Consider the following 18,124-nt stretch of genomic DNA (forward strand, 5'->3'; position numbering starts at 1 on the left):
GTAGCCGTCACCGGTCGCCCGTGGCATAGTGCGGCCCATTCATGAGCGATTGCGTAGAGGAGTAAAGCGAAGCAGATGACCAGCCCCCTCGATTCTTACCAGCAGGACCAGGTCGTCCTGTTGGACGACGTGCCCAGCCCGGCCGCCGATGCTCCCGAACCGTTCGTGGTGGCGAATGAACGGCGCGTGGTGATTGTCTATCGGATCGCCGAGGCCGATTTTGAACGCTTCGGCCCGTTCGACGAAGACGATGATCCGTTTTGCGCGGTCGAGTTTTCAGCGGCGGCGTTTCATCAGTTCGGGCCACCCGGCGATGAGGGCCTGCACGCGCATCCGCTAGCGCCGCAGGGTTTGCGGAGCTATTCAGCGCATGAGATCGTGAACTCGTCCCTGGTGACGGATTCATGGGGAGCGGATTCGGCGCACGACGGCCGGCGTCACTACGTCCTGACGTTTCAGGACAGCACGTATGAATGCGTGGCGGCCGATTGCACCGTTGTTGGCATCTACGGGAACGGCGATATTGCCAGCCGCGAGGCGTTCTCGCTGTGTAAGTAAGTCAGGGCAGGTCCACGGGCAGGCGGCCACAGCGTGCCCGTGTTTCCACGCGACGGTCTATCTGTTCAGATCAAAAACGCATTTTGCCTTGCAGCCACGCCAATTGAATAGATATGGAGTGCGAAGGATTTGATCGAATCAGATCGCAGACCATGCCGGCGCATATTTTTGAAAATTTCTTGAATTGCGAATCTCAGGATGGTATGCGTCGCGCGGATGATCCGCTTTTCACGCGACGGCGTGCAGGACAAATCCGCTGCGGCGACTGGCTGCATTCGGTGCGAAGAATGCCGTAAGCAAAGAAAGCCTTTTGATCCAGCGGTGCATTTGAATGTTTGAATTTTGCTGGCTTTAGAAATCGGGCTGCGATATTTATAGGGGAGCAGTGAGTCTGTCTCACCTCATCAATTCGTAGAATCCCGTGATTGAAATACCTTTGTCCGATGACGACTGGATGCACGTCGAGCATCTATTTCACGAGTCCCCATCGCCGCGAGGAAGGCCACGTCGCGCGGCGCGTGAGATCCTGAACGCGATTCTCTGGATTCATCAAACGGGAGAAAAGTGGCACCGGCTCCCAGCAAATTTTCCGCCGCAACAGACTTGCTACGCAAAATATATTGTGTGGCGCCGCTCGGGCGAATTGCAGCGCGCCATCGAGCTTCTCGCTGCGCGCCAGTGCGGCGACGTTGGAGTGTGAAGAGGCATTCGCCACACGCGACCTGACAAGCCCTGGAGGCTTGGCGTCTCGCATGTATTCGCTCCGCTTGGGCGTAACGCCGTAACGTGGGCGCCGTTACACCATGGCTAAAACAGCGTTTGAATGCTCACTCCGGGCACTCGAAGCTTAGTCGCGCTTTCTGACTAAGATATTGTTTCGAAACGCTTTTGCTAGGAATTTTCCGTCCTTTGAGGCGCCTTGGCCTGGCGTTGGCACGCAATGTGCAATCAGTCGTCCGGTTAGCGTTCTGAGAGAAACGGCGATATGCACCTTGTTCAAACTAATGACCAGTCGGCGCGTCAGCGCCCTACCGTCTATGCAGCCAATGTCATGGATAAGCAGAAGAGTCGAATGTCCGATGAGCGCATAGGGGAGGGTCTGGCCAATCGGATCTCGCAAGGGTTGCGCGCCGGCGAGTTTCACTTGATGTTTCAAGGCGCCTATCAGGTTCGCACCGGACGGTTGTCGCGGGCTGAAGCGCAAGTGCGCTGGATGCATCCGCAGTATGGGCTGTTACTACCAGGTGTTTTCATGTCGCAGCTCGAGCAGTCGGACGTTGCGTATCAAATGAGCTGCTTCATGGTTGAGCGTGCTTGCCACGAACTGAGTGTTTGCCTTGGGCAGGCACGGGAGCCGTGTCCGGTTTCGATCAGCGTCCTTCCTTCTGTGGCGATGTCTGAGGGTTTCGTGCAGCACATCCGGGAGACCGCGCGGTCTTACGGCGTTGCACCGAATCTGCTTGAGATCGAGCTGCCCGAAAGCGAAGATGCGGCACGTGTTCTTTCGGTTCGGGTGCTCACTCAGGATCTCAGGGATTTGGGCGTGGGAATCTCGTATGGCGAGTTTGGCGCGGGATGGGCTCCGTTTGCGAGCCTGGGCGCACTCGATATCGATACGGTGAAACTGGCGCGGGACTTGATGGCGACCGTGCCAGGCGACTCGCGTTCGTGCAAGGTCGTCGAGAGTCTGCTTGCGTTGTTTGAGACGCTGGATGTGAGAGTGGTGGTAAGCGGGGTTGAGACGAAGGAGCAGGCGGCGTGGCTGGGCCAGTGGGACGGGGTGCTGGCGCAGGGAGGATTCTATTCGCGGGCGGTGCGGCAACTGGCGGGAATGCCTGGATGACACGTGCCCCTGGAAATGCATCGGCAAGCGGGCCACGTGCTACGTAGAGTGTCGTCGAAGTATTTGTCTGTTACGCACGGCGTTACGTAACGGGACAGCCCAATGTTTGCTTGAGCGGGCCTGGATCGACCAGCCGGGTGGCCGTACGCGCCGTTTTCATGGGGCTTTTAAAGCGCTGAGCGTGCTTTGAGCGGAGGTGTGTTGGTTGGCACACTTACTGCTTTGAAAAATGGCGCACCGCACAATCTGTTTAAAAAGGACAACTAACGAAGAAACTCTCCAATCGACCAGGCCGCTCCGGGGAAGAATGGCGGCGTGGTGGGTCATTGCGCTTCGCGTGCTCAAGCGGGGATGTTTGCGGCTTCGCGAAGGTCAATAAAAGAAGCTTGTTTTACGGCAACGCGCCACAGCGCGCTCAAGATTAAACAAATGCTCAGAAGACTGCCTGTACAACAACCACAAATAACACCGAAGGCGGCTGCACTTGGCGCGGCCCTGGTGTTCTCCGTCTCGGCGCATGCAGTTGACCCGGCGCTCAACGCGCTCGGTCAGGCGGGCGGTCTGGTCATTCCGTACGGCTTCACGTTGCCATCAGGGGTCGGGGAGGCGCAGTACAACGACTATCTCGATCCCCGTTATGGCAAGGAGGCGACAGGCTCGCAGATCTATTGGGGCGCGTTTGGCCTGTTTCCCTACGTGGAAGTGTCGGGTGGGCTCGCGAACTACCCAGGCAATGTGCCAGCGCCATTTTCCGGCGCCGATCACTTCATCTTTCGCCACCTGATGGCCGACGTCAAAGTCGAGGTGCCGCAGTTTTTCAGGTACCAGCCGGATATTGCGTTCGGCGTGACGGACGTGGGCGGGCAATCGCATTTCTTTCGTTCGAAGTATGGCGTGGTGTCGCAGGCGGTGGGGCCGGCCACCCTGACGGTGGGTTACGGGCAAGGTGACCGGCTCGATGGGGTGTTTGGCGGCGTGCAATTGTCCCTCTGGAAGACGGGGTTGTCGCTGCTGGCCGAAGACGATGCGAAGACACCTTATGCCGGCGTTCGCTACCAGTCTCCGGCCATCAGCTGGCTCGCCGACGCGAGCTTTGTGGGCACCTTGATGGGATCGGTTCGGAAGACCGACGGCGTTGCACCGCGCGCAGCGGTTTCGATTGGCGTGCAAATCCCGTTGGGCAAACGGTTTACCTCGCAGCGCTGTGCGGAACCTCTGTGTAAGGACAATCCGGGCGCCACCGCGGCTACCGCAGACAATGAGACAGACGTTCACGCCATCGCGCTACGCAATCTGCCGCCGCTTGACGCGACGAGCGCCACGGCCAATGGCGACGGCCTGGCGGGCGAAGCGATCTCCTATGTCCCGCCGCTGCAATCGTATGCCTCTGTGGTTGTCAGCGAGACGCCGTCTGTTGTGCCGGGTGCGTTCGCGACGGCTGTTCCCCAGGCGTTGGACACCTCTGCGCTGGAGACCATTGCGCACCAACTTGTTGCAGCCGGGCTCGAGCGCGTTCGTGTCGGCATCAGTGGGCGCGATCTGATCGTCGAATACGAAAACCACCGCTATAACCAGAACGAAGCCGACGCCCTTGGCATTGTGTTGGGCGTGGCAGCCGCTCATGCGCCGCATGGCATCGAGCGGATTCGTGCGGTCATCAAGAAGGCGAATGAGCCGATCGCCGAAGTCAGCGTCGATCGTGATGCTTACGCGCAGTTCGTCGCGGGTGGCGCACCCGGACCCGCAAGTGCATCGTTGACGATGAGCGTGCGTCCAAGGTACGACGCCGATTCGATCACCTGGGTTGGTGACGGGCGCAGCCATGGGCTCACGCGTATTCAGGTCAGGCCGGTAACGAGCTACCTGTACGGCACTGAGTACGGCAACTTCGATTTCTCTCTAGGGGCCGCTGTGGAAGCATTCGTGCCGCTTTGGCGGGGCGCGGAATTGTACGGCAGTTATATAGCACCGGTTTACAACACCAAAAATATGGACGACGGCCGCGTCTTTAGCGAATACCGTCTGCGCGGCGGCCTCTCGAACGCAGCACTGGCCCAGAGCTTCTGGCTCATGCCGCAGGTCTTCAACGTGGCAGCAGTCGGGAAGTTCGATTATGACTACCTCGGTGCTGAGAACGAAACCACCGTCTTTGTGCCGGGACGGCCTGACCTCGTGCTGTTGAAGCTCGCCTATCTGCATCAGGAGCCGGGTCACGACACGTTGCCCAATGAGAAGAACGCGGTGCTCACATACCGATGGGTTCAGCCTGCCTGGAACATGTGGATTGAGGCGGGCGTCGCCAGGTATGTCGGCGGAGACAAGGGGCCGCTCATCACGTTGACGCGCTGGTTCGACGATGTGTCGGTCAGCGTGTCGGCCGAGCACAGCGGGCAAGGCAGCTTCGTCGGCGCGGCAATCAGCTTCCCGCTTACACCGCGGCAAGGCATGAAGCCAGGTATCAGCCAGCTGGACGGCACGGCACAGTTCGCGCTCGATTTCCGCACACGAGTCAACTCACGGAACTATCTGAATACCGTGGCGGCGGAGAACCTCGACTTCCCGTATAGCACACAACAGTATCTGCTGAACCAGGGGCGCTTTAGCGCGGAGTACTTCGCCACGCAGCTGTACAGGATGCGGGACGCCTATGTGCGTTATGCGCGGCCCGATGATGATGCGGCGACACCATAACCGAGTGCGCCGATGCTCGAACCCCCAGCATTGATGCCGCGCGTGCTGGGTACGCGCGGCAACAGGTCATAAGAAGTAAGCGAGGGACAGGCGTTTCTGCCTGTCAATTGTCAGTGACGTCCTCCAGGAGAAAATCGATGAACCTTCTTAACGCTGTTACGTTGCGCAGCTTGCAGTTCGGATCAGCCGCTTTCGCAGTCAGCGCGCTTGTCGCGTGTGGCGGAGGCGGCGCGTCGCCGACAGGCACCGTAAGCGGCACCGCTGCGGTGGGCGCCGCGCTGGCCAACGCGGCCATTCAGTTGAGCTGCAAGAATGGCTCGGGCAGCACGACTGCAAATGCAAACGGTGCTTATTCGGCCGCCTTCCAGTTTGACGGGCCCTGTTCGATTACCGCGACGAGCGGTGCGATCACGATCCATTCATTCGCCTCGGGTTCGGGGACCTTCAATGTGACGCCGCTGACGCAGTTGCTGTTGAGCTATCTGGCTGGCGAACTGGGTACCACGGTGGACGGCCTGCTCGCTGGAATCGCCACCAACTCGACATATCAGAACGCGTTGACGAACAGCACGTTAATCGCCAACGCTGAGAACGGCGTAGCCAAGCTGCTGCAGAGCATGTATGGCGTGACACTTTCGAGCAACGCATTCCTGACGGTTTCGTTTACGCCTGGGCAGCCTGGCGCCGACGCGGATCTGGACGCGCTGCAGACGGCTGGGGCAATCGGCAGCGACGGTCAACCGGCCGCTGCACTGACCAGCGCGGCCAACGCGGCGGGTGCTGTGGTGGGCGGTCAATCCAGCGGCGGCTCGAGCCAGACAGGTACGGCAACCGGTGGTACCGGCGGCACGGGCGGCACCTGATCGGGTTTGCGCAGCCAATGGCGGTTCCTTTTGGGGAAGTGGCGAGCGTCGCGCCACGGCCCGGTATGCACTCGTCCATGCGCGGCATACGCTGGCTGCGGCAAGCGCGCTTTCGGCGTTCCCATGCTGCGTAACAACATGCGTCACGCTACGTAACATGCCGGCTTCTCAAGGCGCAATCCAAGGCTATCTGCGTCTGTCACAAGACTCGTGGAATAGCGGAGACCCTTGTTTGAAAAGGCTTTTCTGTTGCGCCGCGAAAAGGTGCTGTTTCGACGATCCGATTGGCACGGGATGTGCAAATACGTTGCACATACAACGAGCGGCATAAGAACGGGGAAGCGTGAACATGGATATCAAAGACCAAAGCGGGAATGACGGCGACGTCGTAGACGCGCCGTGGGGTCGTGACGCACAGATGGCGTACTTAGCGGCCGTGGTTGACGGAACGCCGTCCGTTGAGCTTGAAACAGACGTTTGTGCCGTGATCCTCGCCGGTGGCTCGGGTACCCGTTTGTGGTCGCTGTCTCGCGAACAGTATCCGAAGCAGCTGATCGGATTGTTAAAGACAGAGTCTCTTCTTCAGCAAACGGTCAGCCACATCAAGGGCCTCGAGACAGGTTTCCCGCCTGCAAAGCGCATGCTGGTCGTATGTGGGGAAGCGCAACGTTTCATCACCGCAGACCAGTTGCGCGAGGTGGGCGCAGCCGCGCAAATCGTTCTTGAGCCGGCCCGCCGCGATACCGCTGCGGCGTTGACGGCAGCGGCGCTCATGCTAAAGCGCGAAGGCCACGATTCGATCATGGTTGTGATGCCCGCCGATCACGCAGTGGGCGACTCCGCCGCATTCCGTGGCGCGCTGGGCGCCGCGACCCATTACGCGGCGCAAGGCAACATCGTGACGCTGGGGGTGGTGCCGACGCATGCCGAAACCGCTTACGGGTACCTCAAGATCGGCGAGCCGGTGGGTGGCGCATTCAGTGGCTTCAGACTCGACGGTTTTGTTGAGAAGCCCGGTATCGAGCTGGCGCAACGCTATGTCTCCAGCGGCACGCATTGGTGGAACAGCGGGATCTATGTCGTCCGGGCAACGACCTGGCTGGCCGCGATCAGCGAGCTTCAGCCGGCAATCTTCGCCGCGTGCAAGCACGCCGTAGAAGGCCTCGAGATGGATGGGGAATTCTGCAGGCTCGATGCGGACGCATTTGCCGCCTCGCCTGCCGATTCGATCGACTACGCCGTAATGGAGAAGATCGGCAATCTGAAGAAGGATGTTTCCACCATTGTGATCCCCCTTGATGCAGGCTGGTCCGATGTCGGTTCATGGGATTCCGTCGCGAATGCGCTTCCCAAAGACGAAGCAGGCAATGGCGGCCGTGGGCAGGTAGTGCTGGAGCGCACGTCATCCACCTTCGTTCACGCCGAAGGGCGGCTCGTTGCCTGCGTGGGGACGAGCGACCTCGTTGTGGTCGAGACCTCGGACGCCGTGCTGGTAGTGGCGAAGGATGCTGTGCAGCACGTCAAGGGGCTTGTTTCGCAACTGAAGGCAAAGCAATGTCCGGAGGTTGACGCGCATCGCAAGGTGCACCGGCCGTGGGGCACGTACGAGTCGGTGGACAACGGCGAACGCTACCAGGTGAAACGCATCGTCGTCCGTCCGGGCGCTTCACTGTCCTTGCAGATGCATCATCACCGCGCAGAACACTGGATCGTCGTGCGCGGCACCGCGCTCGTCACGCGGGGTGAAGAAACATTCCTGTTGAGCGAAAACGAATCGACTTACATTCCGCTTGGCGTCAAGCATCGACTTGAAAACCCGGGAAAGCTTTCTCTTGAGCTAATCGAAATTCAGTCAGGTTCGTATCTCGGCGAAGACGACATTCTGCGTTTCGAAGATCACTACGGCCGTTCATGAGGTGTTGCTGGCCCGTTCATTGCTTACCAGTTAGAAAGTTAAGCGGCAGGCAGTTAGATAGAAACACAAGATAGCGCTGAAGTCCTTGCCAGGCGGTGCTTCTGAGGATTCCGCCAGGAACCGGCAATGAGAAAGTGAAACGTGACGCCTTATGCGCGTTACGTAACACCAGGCCGGACAGAACCTGGGAACGTAGCGCGACGGCGACACTCGATCGCCCGGTGTAAAGCAGCATAACTGCAAAGCAGAACGATTCGTCAAAAAATGCATTTGCAGATAAGTACTACTAAGTTAGCGATCAATTGGTTTGCAATTGAGGACGGGGGTTAAAAATGTCGGGGATCATCACGCGCATGCTGGACGGCGCCCTCATTGTGCTGGGCGCGCTGGGTGCGCTTCATCTCAGCGTCGCGAGCACCGGAATGCTGTTGGGCTTCGACGGCTCGCTCGTGGCGTTCGCCGTTGCGCTCGCCTTGTCGGTCTTTCCTGCCTGCGGGACCTACCGGCCGCCGCGTACGCAGTCGCTTCTCAACATGATGAGCCGGACGATTCTTGCCTGGCTGCTGGTTCAGGCCTGCGGTTTTGTGCTGCTGTATGTCCTGCACCGCGCACATCTCGTTTCGCGCTTGTGGTTCCTCTATTGGACCATTACCAGTGGACTCGGTTTGCTGATTGCCCGCACGCTTGCCTTGGGTGTGCTCACGTTGTTCTGGCGTATAGGCAAGCGTGCGCACCGTGCGGCGTTGCAGGGTATCGGAGCGCATACCGCCTCGCTCACTGACGATTCAACAGCCGCGGGCTCCGCGCGGCGCGCCGTGAAGCGCGGCTTCGACGTGACTTGCGCCGTGCTGCTGCTGCTTGCTCTGGCGCCGCTGTTTGCATTCGTTGCCTTACTGGTGCGGCGCGACGGCGGTCCGATTACATTCGGGCACGTCCGTATCGGCCAGCACGGACGGAAATTCCGCTGCCTGAAATTCAGAACGATGGTGGTGAATGCGGACGTTGTACTGAAGGAGTTGCTGGCCAGCGACCCGCAGGCTCGCGCGGAGTGGGCGCAAGACTTCAAACTGAAAAACGACGTGCGTGTGACCGCGATCGGCCGCTTTCTCCGGCGCACGAGTCTCGACGAATTGCCGCAACTCTGGAACGTGTTGCGCGGCGACATGAGCCTCGTCGGCCCGCGTCCGGTTGTCGAACAGGAACTCGAACGATACGGCACCGACGTTCGCTACTACCTGATGGCGAAGCCAGGCATAACCGGTCTATGGCAGGTCAGTGGACGCAACGATATCGACTACGCAAAGCGTGTGTCGCTTGACGTGTCGTATGTGCAGCGATGGTCGCTCTCGCAGGACGTGGCGATTCTGGTGAAGACGATTGGCGTAGTGATGCGGCGCGAAGGAGCCTACTAGATCGCCGCAACGGTTGCTGCGCGGCGCGCGCATCGGGCCGGGCAGGCACTAACCGTTAGCCCGGCGTCGAGGGGCGCCAGCGGTCCTAATGAGCAGCGTTCGAATCGGGTGACTCCGGGCTTGTATAGAGCTGCTTGTTGCTCCACCCGTCGTATTGGTAGGGGTCGGTAGTGTTTCCTGCTGCTGTGCTGTCGCTGTGCTTTGTGCGGAATCGGGCGAGCTTCTGGCGGTTGGTGAGTTGCTTGCCTGAACTCACCGCGTACGGATCGCGTGGTTTGGCGGCGCCCCCGGAAGCCGCATCGGCGTGATCCGCCATCTGTGCGGGATGAGGCGTCATGGCTTCGATCTGGGAGCGCGCCTCGGTACTGCTGGCAGCGGCCGGATAAGCGGCGGTGGATTGCGGCGGTTGTGCAGTGGCAGAGAAAGCGGTGAAGGAAGTCAGAAGGGCGGTCAAGCGAACAAGTGTTCTCATGTCGAGGCAATGAAGTTAGGGCTACGCAAGAGCCGGCAAGCCATCGAAATAGTGGTGACCGGAAGAGAGTTAAAAGGCGGGATCAGCAGCTTTTGTTGAAGTCCTGCCCCTGATACTAATGGGCCAGATGCGATGTTACGTAAACAATGCGAATTGCGAAAGATAGGTCTTGTCCTGCTGGCGATCGTGCTTTCCGGCTGTACGTTCGCGCCCGGTATGACCTTCAAGGCGGCGGGCGGCGATGGACGGACCGCCGCGGCGCTGGCCCGGACCACCTCCGGCAGGGCGGCGAGCAACGGTACGAGCCCTGATGCGGCTGGCGCGAACGACGCACCGCCCGCAGGCGCGATGGTCGAAATTAACAATGACCTGATTGCAGAAGAGCGGGCAGCCGTGGTGCCGGGCATCCCGAAGGACGTGCAGGACCTGTTTGCCAAAGCCGGCCCCTATGCGCTTGGCCCTGGCGATGTGGTGAGCATCATCGTATGGGATCACCCCGAGCTCAATATGCCCGCCGTCAGCACCCCCACCGGGGCTGACGCATCGGGCTCGAGCGCGGTGGTGTCAGGGTACACGATCGATTCGAACGGCTTTGTGCAATTCGCGTATGTGGGCGCGCTCAAGCTCGGCGGCTTGACGGAAATGGAGGCGCGCGATCTGCTGGCAAAGCAGCTTGGACGATACATCCGCAATCCTCAAGTGACGCTGCGTATTCAGGCTTACCGCAGCAAGCGCATCTACCTCGACGGCGAGGTTCACTTGCCGGGATTGCAGGTGATGAACGACCTCCCCATGACCCTGCCTGAAGCGATCAATCGCGCCGGTGGCTTCACACCGCAGGGCGACCGCTCCACCGTGGCCGTTACGCGCGGTGACAAGACGGTCGTGGTCAACCTTGCGAGCATGATTGACCAGGGCATCAATCCCGACAACATCGTCTTGCGCGACGGCGATCTGGTGCGGGTCTTCTCCGAGAACGACAGCAAGGTATTCGTGCTCGGCGAAGTGGGCCATACCGCGACCCTCGCGTTGAACAACGGGCGTCTGACGCTCAACGAAGCGCTGGGCGACGCCGGCGGGATCAGCCCGTACTCGGGCGATGCGGGCCAGGTGTATGTGGTACGCAGCCCGAAGTCGGGCAAGCCAACGGTGTTCCATCTGGACGCGACCTCGCCGGCGGCGATGGCGCTCGCCAATAACTTCGAACTGCAGGCGAACGATGTGGTGTTCGTCGATGCGTCATCTCTTGTGCGCTGGAGCCGCGTGGTCGGCATGTTCTTGCCGAGCGCTCAGACCCTGGCTACCGGCCGGAGCATAGCTTACTGATGAATACCATCCTGGTGATTTGTACTGCGAACGTGTGCCGCAGCCCGATGGCCGAGGCTCTTTTCAGGAAGGCGCTGCCCCATAGCCGGGTTCTGTCTGCGGGGATAGATGCGATACCCGGCATGCGAGCGGATCCTCGTGTGGTCGCATTGCTGGAGTCGGAAGGGCTCCATATGGGTGAGCACCGGTCCCAGCAGCTTTTCTCATGGATGCTCGAAGCGTCCTATCCGGTGCTTGTCATGAGCGAGCGCCAAAAGCGGGTTATCGAGCACCGGCATCCAGCAGCACGTGGCCGGGTGTTCCGCCTGCTGGAAGAGTGCGATATCAGCGATCCGTACAAGAAGGGCGCTGAGGCCTATCGGGTCACGCTCAGCAACATGTGCGAAGGAGTCGAGCGTTGGTCATGGCACCTGTCGCGGCTTGAGGCCGAATCGAAGTTAGGAGTATGCGCATGAACCAGCTCAATGGGCCGATCGACTACGTGGACGCGGATGAGCGACCGCCGGAGCACATCGGCAAGTACCTCGATGCACTATACGACAGCCGGAAACTGGTCGCTGCGGTGACAGGATGTGTCCTGCTGATCGGCATCGCGTACGCCGTGCTTGCCGAGCCGGTGTATCGGGCCGACATCCTGATCCAGGTCGAGGAGAATCCGAGCTCGACGAAGAATTTGTTCGGCGATGCATCGTCGATGTTCGATGTCAAGACTGCGGCTTCAGCCGAGATCGAAGTGCTTCGCTCGCGCACGGTGGTCAGCCGGGCGGTGGATAACCTCGCCCTGTTCATTCATGCATCGCCACGCTACGTTCCGGTGATCGGGCGCTGGATCAGCGACCATTCCGACGGTTTGTCGAAGCCCTGGCCCGGTGGGTATGTATGGGGTAGGGAGCGTATCGACGTGCCGGTGTTCGAGGTGCCGTCGAATCTCTATGAGCGTAAGTTCACCGTGACCAGAGGGACGGGGCGCAACTACGAGCTGGTCTACGGCGATATCAGGCTACGTGGCGAGATCGGGAAAACATTGAAAGCCACGACGTCATCCGGGCCGCTCGAGATACTGGTTCAATCCCTCGAGGGGAATCCAGGCGCCACCTTTGAGCTGCGCAGATCGTCGCGCCTCTCGACGATCGAGAAGCTGCAGAAGGATCTGACGATTGCGGAAAAGGGCAAGCAATCGGACGTGATCGGCGCGACGCTTGACGGCACTGATCCAAAGCGGACAAGCGACATCCTGAACGCGATCGGTGCCGAGTATGTGCGGCAGAACGTGCAGCGCAAATCGGAGGAGGCGGAACACTCCATCCATTTCCTCGAAACGCAATTGCCGGAACTGAAAACGCAACTGGAGACCTCGGAGAACCGTTTCAATACGTATCGTGCGAGCCACGGCACGATCGATCTCAGTGAAGAGGCAACCTCCTTGCTGCAGCGCTCGGTGGAGGCGCAATCCCGGCGCGCGGATCTCGAGCAGAAGCGCGAGGATCTGCTTGCACGCTATACAGCAGAGCATCCCGCGGTACTCTCGATTGATGCGCAGTTGCAGACCGCCCAGGCGGAGATAGATCGTATCGCGAACCAGACGCGCGGCTTGCCGCCTCTGGAACAGGACGTGTTGCGCCTGCAACGCGATGTGCAGGTCGACACCGATCTGTACACGAGCCTGCTGAATACAGAGGAGCAACTGCGGCTCGTCAAGGCGGGCAAGGTCGGCAATGTACGGCTGGTCGACACCGCGGCGGTGCCTGAGGACCCCATTAGACCGAAGCGACCGCTCGTCATTGCGGGGGCGCTGCTGGTGGGGCTGTTTATCGGCGTAGGTGTGGCGCTGACGCGGCGCAGACTATTCGACGCAATTGACGATCCGCACGAGATCGAGCGGCTGACGGGTCTGCCTGTCTACGCGAGTGTGCCGCATAGCCGCCACGAAGAACTGCTGACGCGTTCGCGTCGCGCTTCGCCTTCCAAAGGCTTGATTCTTGCCGGATCGGCCGACGCCGATCCGGCCATTGAAAGCCTGCGCAGTTTCCGCACGGCGCTCGAATTCACGATGCACGAAGCTCGCAACCGCTTCGTGCTGATCACTGGGCCGACGCCCGGCATTGGCAAGTCTTTCATCTCGCTCAATCTCGCGGCCGTGGTCGGCGCATCCGGCAAGCGGGTGTTGCTGGTCGATGCCGATCTGCGCAAGGGGTTCCTGCACCGGCACGTCGGTGTCGAACGCGGGCCGGGCTTGTCGGAGCTTGTCCATGGCACGCACCGCGCAGATGAGGTGGTACGGATGAATGTCCTGCCGGGGGTCGACTTCATCCCGCGTGGCAGCTATGTGCCGAATCCGAGCGAGGTGCTCTCGCATGCCAACCTCCACGTGTTGTTTACGCGCCTGGCGGCAGGCTACGACGTGGTGCTGTGCGATGCGCCGCCGATCCTGCCGGTTGCCGAGACTATCGAACTCGCGCGTCTGGCCGGGACGATGTTTCTCGTTGCTCGGCAAGGTGTGACCGGTGTCGGCGAGATACGCGAGTCGATGCGCAGGCTCTCGCAGATCGGTGTGGAGATTCGCGGCGTCATCTTCAACGGTCTGCGACTGCGGCCGGGACGGTACGGTTACGGCTATGGGCGCTATCGGTACTCGAGCTACAGCTACGAACCCAACGCTCAGGACTGACACGTCATGAAAACGTTGACGATCGTAATCTGCAATTTCAACCACGAGCGCTATCTGGGGGAAGCGGTTGCTTCCGCACTGGCGCAGGACTATCCCGCAACCAGCGTGCTCGTGATCGATGACGGATCCACGGATCGATCCGTGGACATCATTGCGAGTTTCGGTTCGCGTGTCCAGGCGGTGTTCAAGGCCAACGGCGGTCAGGTGTCGGCGTACAACCTTGCGATCGAACTCGTTAGCAGCGACTACGCAATTTTTCTCGACGCGGACGACGTGCTGTACCCGAACGCGGTATCGGAGGTGGTGCGGGCGTTCGAGGCGGGCGAGTACGCGAAGGTGCAATTCCGGCTTGATGTGATTGCGGCCCAGGGTGAGCGTACCGGAAGCCACGTCCCTCACTCGGACCCGCCAGCCGATTGTGCCCGCTTGTTGCGGCGCGGCTGGCTCTATCCGTCGCCGCCTGCGTCGGGCAATGCATATTGTCTGCGGGCGCTTCGGCGCGTCTTCCCCGTTCCGGAGTCGAAGGATACGCGTTATGGCGCTGACTTCTACGCCATATATGGGGTAGCGCTGGTCGGCAACGTGTTGCCCATTGCGAGCGCGCTTGGCGGTTATCGGATTCACCATGAGGCCGTGCCGCAAGACGGTAAGCCGGCAACGGGTACGCCGCGCCTGTGGTTTGCGAACTCGGAAGATGTGCACAAGGCGCCAAAAGCGTTTTCCCAGCGCTGGAGCATCCTGCAAGCGCTTGCGCGTGCCCGTCTCGGGGAGGAATTGCCGCCGGCATTTCATGACTTCTCGTTTGAGAAGGCCTATTTCTGCCTGCGAGTGCATCGGGCGTCTCTGGCCAGCCGCTGGCGCTGGCTGGCGCTGGAATCGCGCAGCTACCTTCACTCGATCGTCGCCAACCCTTTCTGGGGTGTCGGTCAGAAACTCGGCGCGCTTGCATTGACGAGTCTGTGCCTGCTGCCATCCGCCACGCTCTCCGACTTCGCGATTACCTATATCGCGAACCCTCTCGCGCGACGGCCTGGCGGTGGACGGCAGCGGCACGCAGGCGCCCGTGAGCGCGCGGCCCCTGGCCGCAATCAGGAGGGCCGATGAACCCGACCAGCATGGCGCGCCGCATTGCGATCAACGGACGCTTTCTGTTTCGCTCGCCAACCGGCGTCGATCGCTTCGCATTCGAAGTGGTGCGCAGCATCGACGAATTGCTCGCCGAGCAGCACCCGGTTGTCGATGGACTGAATGTCGAGGTTCTTGTGCCCGGCGGCGAACGGCCGATCGTCAACCCGTTTTCGCGCATTGCGATGCGTACTGTCCAGGGCGGGCGTGGTCAACGCTGGGAACAGATCGGTCTGCCGCGCGGGACGCGCGGTGCATTGCTGCTCAACATGTGCAATTCAGGTCCGCTCTTTTTCCGTAACCAGGTGACGGTCTTGCACGATGCCGCTCCAGTGCGCGTTCCCGATAGCTACAGTCGTGCATTTCGCGCCTGGTACCGCCTGATGGCGCCGTGCGTGGGCCGTTCCGCGCGACGCATCCTCACGGTTTCGCGGTTTTCCAGTGGCGAGATACGCGAGGCTTACCGGATTCCTGCAGAGAAGATTGGGATCGTCTCCGAAAGCGGCGAACACATGCTGCGTCCGGCAGAGGCTTCGGACGTGCTCGGCAAATTCGGACTGGGGAAGCGGCCATTCGTGCTCGCTGTGAGCAGTCTGAATCGCCACAAGAACTTCCGCCTCATAGCCGATGCATTGAAGTTGATGGGCGATGCGTCGTTCGACGTCGCGGTAGCCGGCGGCACAGATTCAGCCGTTTATGGCACTGGCGCCGGCGCGCTGCCTGCGATGGTGAAGCAGGTGGGCTTCGTCTCCGACGCCGAGCTCAAGGCGCTCTTTCGTCATGCTGCGTGTTTTGTTCATCCGTCCCGCTATGAGGGATTTGGCTTGCCGCCCGTTGAGGCGATGACGCTCGGATGTCCCGTGATCGCTGCGAACCTTCCGGCGGTACGTGAAGCGTGTGGCGACGCCGCGTTGTACGTTTCTCCAGACGATCCGGCGGCGCTAGCGGCGATGCTTGGCTGCGTCACCGGAGACGCCGGACTGCGCGCCTGGCTACGCGAGCGCGCACTTGCGCGTGCGCGTGAGCTCACGTGGCGGGCGAGTGCCATGCAACTGCTCAAAGAGATATCGCCATGGACCGTGCACCAGTAGCCGCTCGTCTCGACGAGATCTCGTCCCGTCCGTCTACCGCGAATCAGTCACGCGGATTCAGGAGGGTCGCGGTCGTGCATGACTGGCTGACGTCCTTCGCGGGCGCGGAAAAGGTTCTTGAGCAGATCATTGGAATCTGGCCAGACGCGGACCTGTTCAGCGTGGTCGACTTTTTGCCGGACGAAAACCGCGGCGCGCTGCTAGGAAAGCGCGCGACAACGTCGTTCATTCAACGCTTGCCGCGGGCGCGGTCGGCGTATCGCGCCTATCTGCCGTTGATGCCGCTCGCCATCGAGCAACTGGACGTATCGGCCTATGACCTCGTGATCTCTTCAAGTCACGCGGTGGCCAAGGGGATCATCACCGGACCGAACCAGTTGCACGTCAGCTACGTGCATTCGCCGATTCGTTATGCCTGGGACCTGCAACATCAGTACCTCGCCGAAGCAGGACTCAGGACCGGCCTGAAGAGCTGGCTCGCGCGCGCCGCGCTGCATTACATGCGTATCTGGGATCAACGCACGGCGCATGGAGTCGATGCATTTGTCGCAAATTCGGATTTCGTCGCGCGCCGCATCAGGAAGGCGTATGGATATGACTCGACGGTGGTGTACCCGCCTGTCGATATCGACAGATTCCAGCTTGGCACGAGTAAGGAAGACTTCTATCTGACCGCGTCGCGCATGGTGCCTTATAAGCGCGTGCCCCTGATTGTCGAAGCTTTTGCGCAAATGCCGGACAGGCGCCTTGTCGTAATCGGTGACGGTCCCGATTTCGAACGTGTGCGATCGATAGCAACGCCGAATGTGACGCTGCTCGGCTATCAATCGAATGAAGTGCTGGTGGATCACATGCAGCGCGCCAAGGCATTTGTGTTTGCCGCAGAGGAGGACTTCGGCATTGCACCGGTCGAAGCGCAGGCATGCGGTTCTCCGGTGATCGCATACGGAAGGGGGGGCGTGCTCGAGACAGTGCTCGAATCCCACGATCCGCAAGTCCGCACGGGCGTGTTCTTCCAGCAGCAGACGGTGGTGGATATCGTCGAAGCGGTAGAGCGCTTTGAAGCGGCAGGCCGGTTCGCCCCCGAGGTGTGCCGTAACAACGCATTGCGTTTTACCGCTGAGCGATTCCGGGCTGAGCTGTTTGCTGTCATCGAACGGAATCGGTGCTGATGTCATACCTGGGCCGCAATCGGTTTGTGAACCCTCTTGTTTCGAAACGACAATGAAAAAGTATGTGATTGTTGCTACCAAGGGACGGGCGCCCGAAGTCCGCTATCTGCTCGATGCGATGCTCGAGCAGGAGAGCGTCGCGGACGGCATCTATGTGATCGGATCTGAACCGGCTGATCTGGCTGGTCTCGATGCACATCCGATACTTCTGAAAACTCGCTTGCGTTTGCTCATATCGCCGACGCCCGGGTCCACATTCCAGCGCAACTGCGGCATCGACGCGTTACTGGCAGACCGGGACGGCGAGCCGTTTGATGAGTCATGGTTTGCCGCATTCTTTGACGACGACTTCCGCCCGGCCCGCAGTTGGCTTGCAGCGTGCGCCGAAGTGTTCCAGAGCGATCCGAGCGTGGTCGCGATGACGGGGCGCGTGCTTGCGGACGGGGTCAAGGGGCCCGGTCTATCCGAGGACCAGGCAAATGCGTACCTGAGCGGTTCGATCCCTCCACAGGCCCACTGGGCATCAGGCGACACGCGAAGAGCGGTGGCGTGTGTGTATGGCTGCAACATGGCTTTCGTGGACCGGGCCATCGTGATGTACCGCTTCGATGAAGCACTGCCGCTCTACGGATGGCAGGAGGACCAGGACTTTACGGGGCAGGCCGCGCGTCTCGGAAGGGTTGTCTACGAGCCCAGCTGTGTCGGCGTGCATCTGGGTTCAAAGCTTGGCCGGACCTCCGGCCGACGGCTCGGCTATTCGCAGATTGCAAATCCCGTGTTTCTGATGAAGAAACGCACGATGCGCACCCGCAAGGCGCTCACGCTTATTGCCCGCAGTTTGCTTTCGAATGCGCTTCACAGCGTCGTGGTTCATCCGTTTGTGGACTATCGAGGACGCTTCAAGGGAAACCTGCTGGCGTGTGCGGATCTGCTGCGTGGTGTCGGTCACCCTCAGCGGGTGCTGCAGATCGACCGGTGAGTTGTATTG

14 protein-coding genes are annotated in these 18,124 nt (G+C 60.5%); 13 read left to right on the top strand and 1 reads right to left on the bottom strand.

Going from position 1 to position 18,124, the window contains the following annotated elements:
* Positions 1 to 75: 75 nt before the first annotated feature.
* The 6 genes from FFS45_RS20225 to FFS45_RS20255 all read left to right on the top strand — a co-directional run bounded on the left by FFS45_RS20225 (position 76) and on the right by FFS45_RS20255 (position 9,282).
* Complete coding sequence (locus tag FFS45_RS20225; RefSeq protein ID WP_137956403.1) at positions 76 to 558, top strand: hypothetical protein; 483 nt, start codon at positions 76 to 78, stop codon at positions 556 to 558.
* A gap of 1,051 nt (positions 559 to 1,609) precedes the next feature.
* Positions 1,610 to 2,401, top strand: coding sequence for an EAL domain-containing protein (locus tag FFS45_RS20235; RefSeq protein WP_171029693.1), 792 nt, complete (start codon positions 1,610 to 1,612; stop codon positions 2,399 to 2,401).
* 429 nt (positions 2,402 to 2,830) lie between these two features.
* Positions 2,831 to 5,092, top strand: a complete 2,262-nt coding sequence (locus tag FFS45_RS20240) for a YjbH domain-containing protein (RefSeq protein WP_137956406.1) — start codon at positions 2,831 to 2,833, stop codon at positions 5,090 to 5,092.
* Between the two features lie 137 nt (positions 5,093 to 5,229).
* Positions 5,230 to 5,955 carry a carboxypeptidase regulatory-like domain-containing protein gene (locus FFS45_RS20245; RefSeq protein ID WP_137956407.1) on the top strand — a complete coding sequence of 242 codons (726 nt, stop codon included), beginning with the start codon at positions 5,230 to 5,232 and terminating at the stop codon, positions 5,953 to 5,955.
* 349 nt (positions 5,956 to 6,304) lie between these two features.
* The gene (locus FFS45_RS20250) at positions 6,305 to 7,870 is read left to right on the top strand and encodes a mannose-1-phosphate guanylyltransferase/mannose-6-phosphate isomerase (RefSeq protein ID WP_283204763.1); all 1,566 of its coding nucleotides are present in this window, start codon (positions 6,305 to 6,307) and stop codon (positions 7,868 to 7,870) included.
* Positions 7,871 to 8,202: 332 nt separating this feature from the next.
* Positions 8,203 to 9,282 (top strand): sugar transferase, encoded by a 1,080-nt coding sequence (locus tag FFS45_RS20255; protein ID WP_137956408.1) that lies wholly within the window; start codon positions 8,203 to 8,205, stop codon positions 9,280 to 9,282.
* A gap of 85 nt (positions 9,283 to 9,367) precedes the next feature.
* Here the strand turns inward: FFS45_RS20255 and FFS45_RS20260 are convergent, their stop codons facing one another.
* Entirely contained in the window at positions 9,368 to 9,754 is a 387-nt protein-coding gene (locus FFS45_RS20260) for a hypothetical protein (RefSeq protein WP_137956409.1), read from the bottom strand.
* Between the two features lie 132 nt (positions 9,755 to 9,886).
* Here FFS45_RS20260 and FFS45_RS20265 point away from each other — a divergent pair, with 132 nt between their 5' ends.
* Genes FFS45_RS20265 through FFS45_RS20295 form a run of 7 tightly spaced genes read left to right on the top strand, consistent with a single transcriptional unit; the run spans position 9,887 to position 18,115 of the window.
* Positions 9,887 to 11,080 (top strand): polysaccharide biosynthesis/export family protein, encoded by a 1,194-nt coding sequence (locus FFS45_RS20265; protein ID WP_137956410.1) that lies wholly within the window; start codon positions 9,887 to 9,889, stop codon positions 11,078 to 11,080.
* The gene (locus FFS45_RS20270) at positions 11,080 to 11,535 is read left to right on the top strand and encodes a protein-tyrosine-phosphatase (protein WP_137956411.1); all 456 of its coding nucleotides are present in this window, start codon (positions 11,080 to 11,082) and stop codon (positions 11,533 to 11,535) included. Before FFS45_RS20265 ends, FFS45_RS20270 begins: the two co-directional genes overlap by 1 nt.
* The gene (locus FFS45_RS20275; RefSeq protein ID WP_137956412.1) at positions 11,532 to 13,748 is read left to right on the top strand and encodes a GNVR domain-containing protein; all 2,217 of its coding nucleotides are present in this window, start codon (positions 11,532 to 11,534) and stop codon (positions 13,746 to 13,748) included. The genes FFS45_RS20270 and FFS45_RS20275 overlap by 4 nt, the downstream gene beginning before the upstream one ends.
* Positions 13,749 to 13,754: 6 nt before the next feature.
* Positions 13,755 to 14,852: a glycosyltransferase family A protein gene (locus FFS45_RS20280; protein WP_137956413.1), complete on the top strand. Its 1,098-nt coding sequence runs from the start codon at positions 13,755 to 13,757 to the stop codon at positions 14,850 to 14,852.
* A complete protein-coding gene (locus tag FFS45_RS20285) occupies positions 14,849 to 15,964 on the top strand; it encodes a glycosyltransferase family 1 protein (RefSeq protein WP_137956414.1) in 1,116 nt (371 codons plus the stop codon). Before FFS45_RS20280 ends, FFS45_RS20285 begins: the two co-directional genes overlap by 4 nt.
* Positions 15,946 to 17,136, top strand: a complete 1,191-nt coding sequence (locus FFS45_RS20290; RefSeq protein ID WP_137956415.1) for a glycosyltransferase family 4 protein — start codon at positions 15,946 to 15,948, stop codon at positions 17,134 to 17,136. Before FFS45_RS20285 ends, FFS45_RS20290 begins: the two co-directional genes overlap by 19 nt.
* On the top strand, positions 17,108 to 18,115 hold the full coding sequence (locus tag FFS45_RS20295) for a glycosyltransferase family A protein (RefSeq protein ID WP_137956416.1): 1,008 nt from the start codon (positions 17,108 to 17,110) through the stop codon (positions 18,113 to 18,115). Before FFS45_RS20290 ends, FFS45_RS20295 begins: the two co-directional genes overlap by 29 nt.
* Positions 18,116 to 18,124 lie beyond the last annotated feature (9 nt).

The organism is Burkholderia sp. 4M9327F10 (genome assembly GCF_005503145.1).
Lineage (GTDB): Bacteria > Pseudomonadota > Gammaproteobacteria > Burkholderiales > Burkholderiaceae > Paraburkholderia.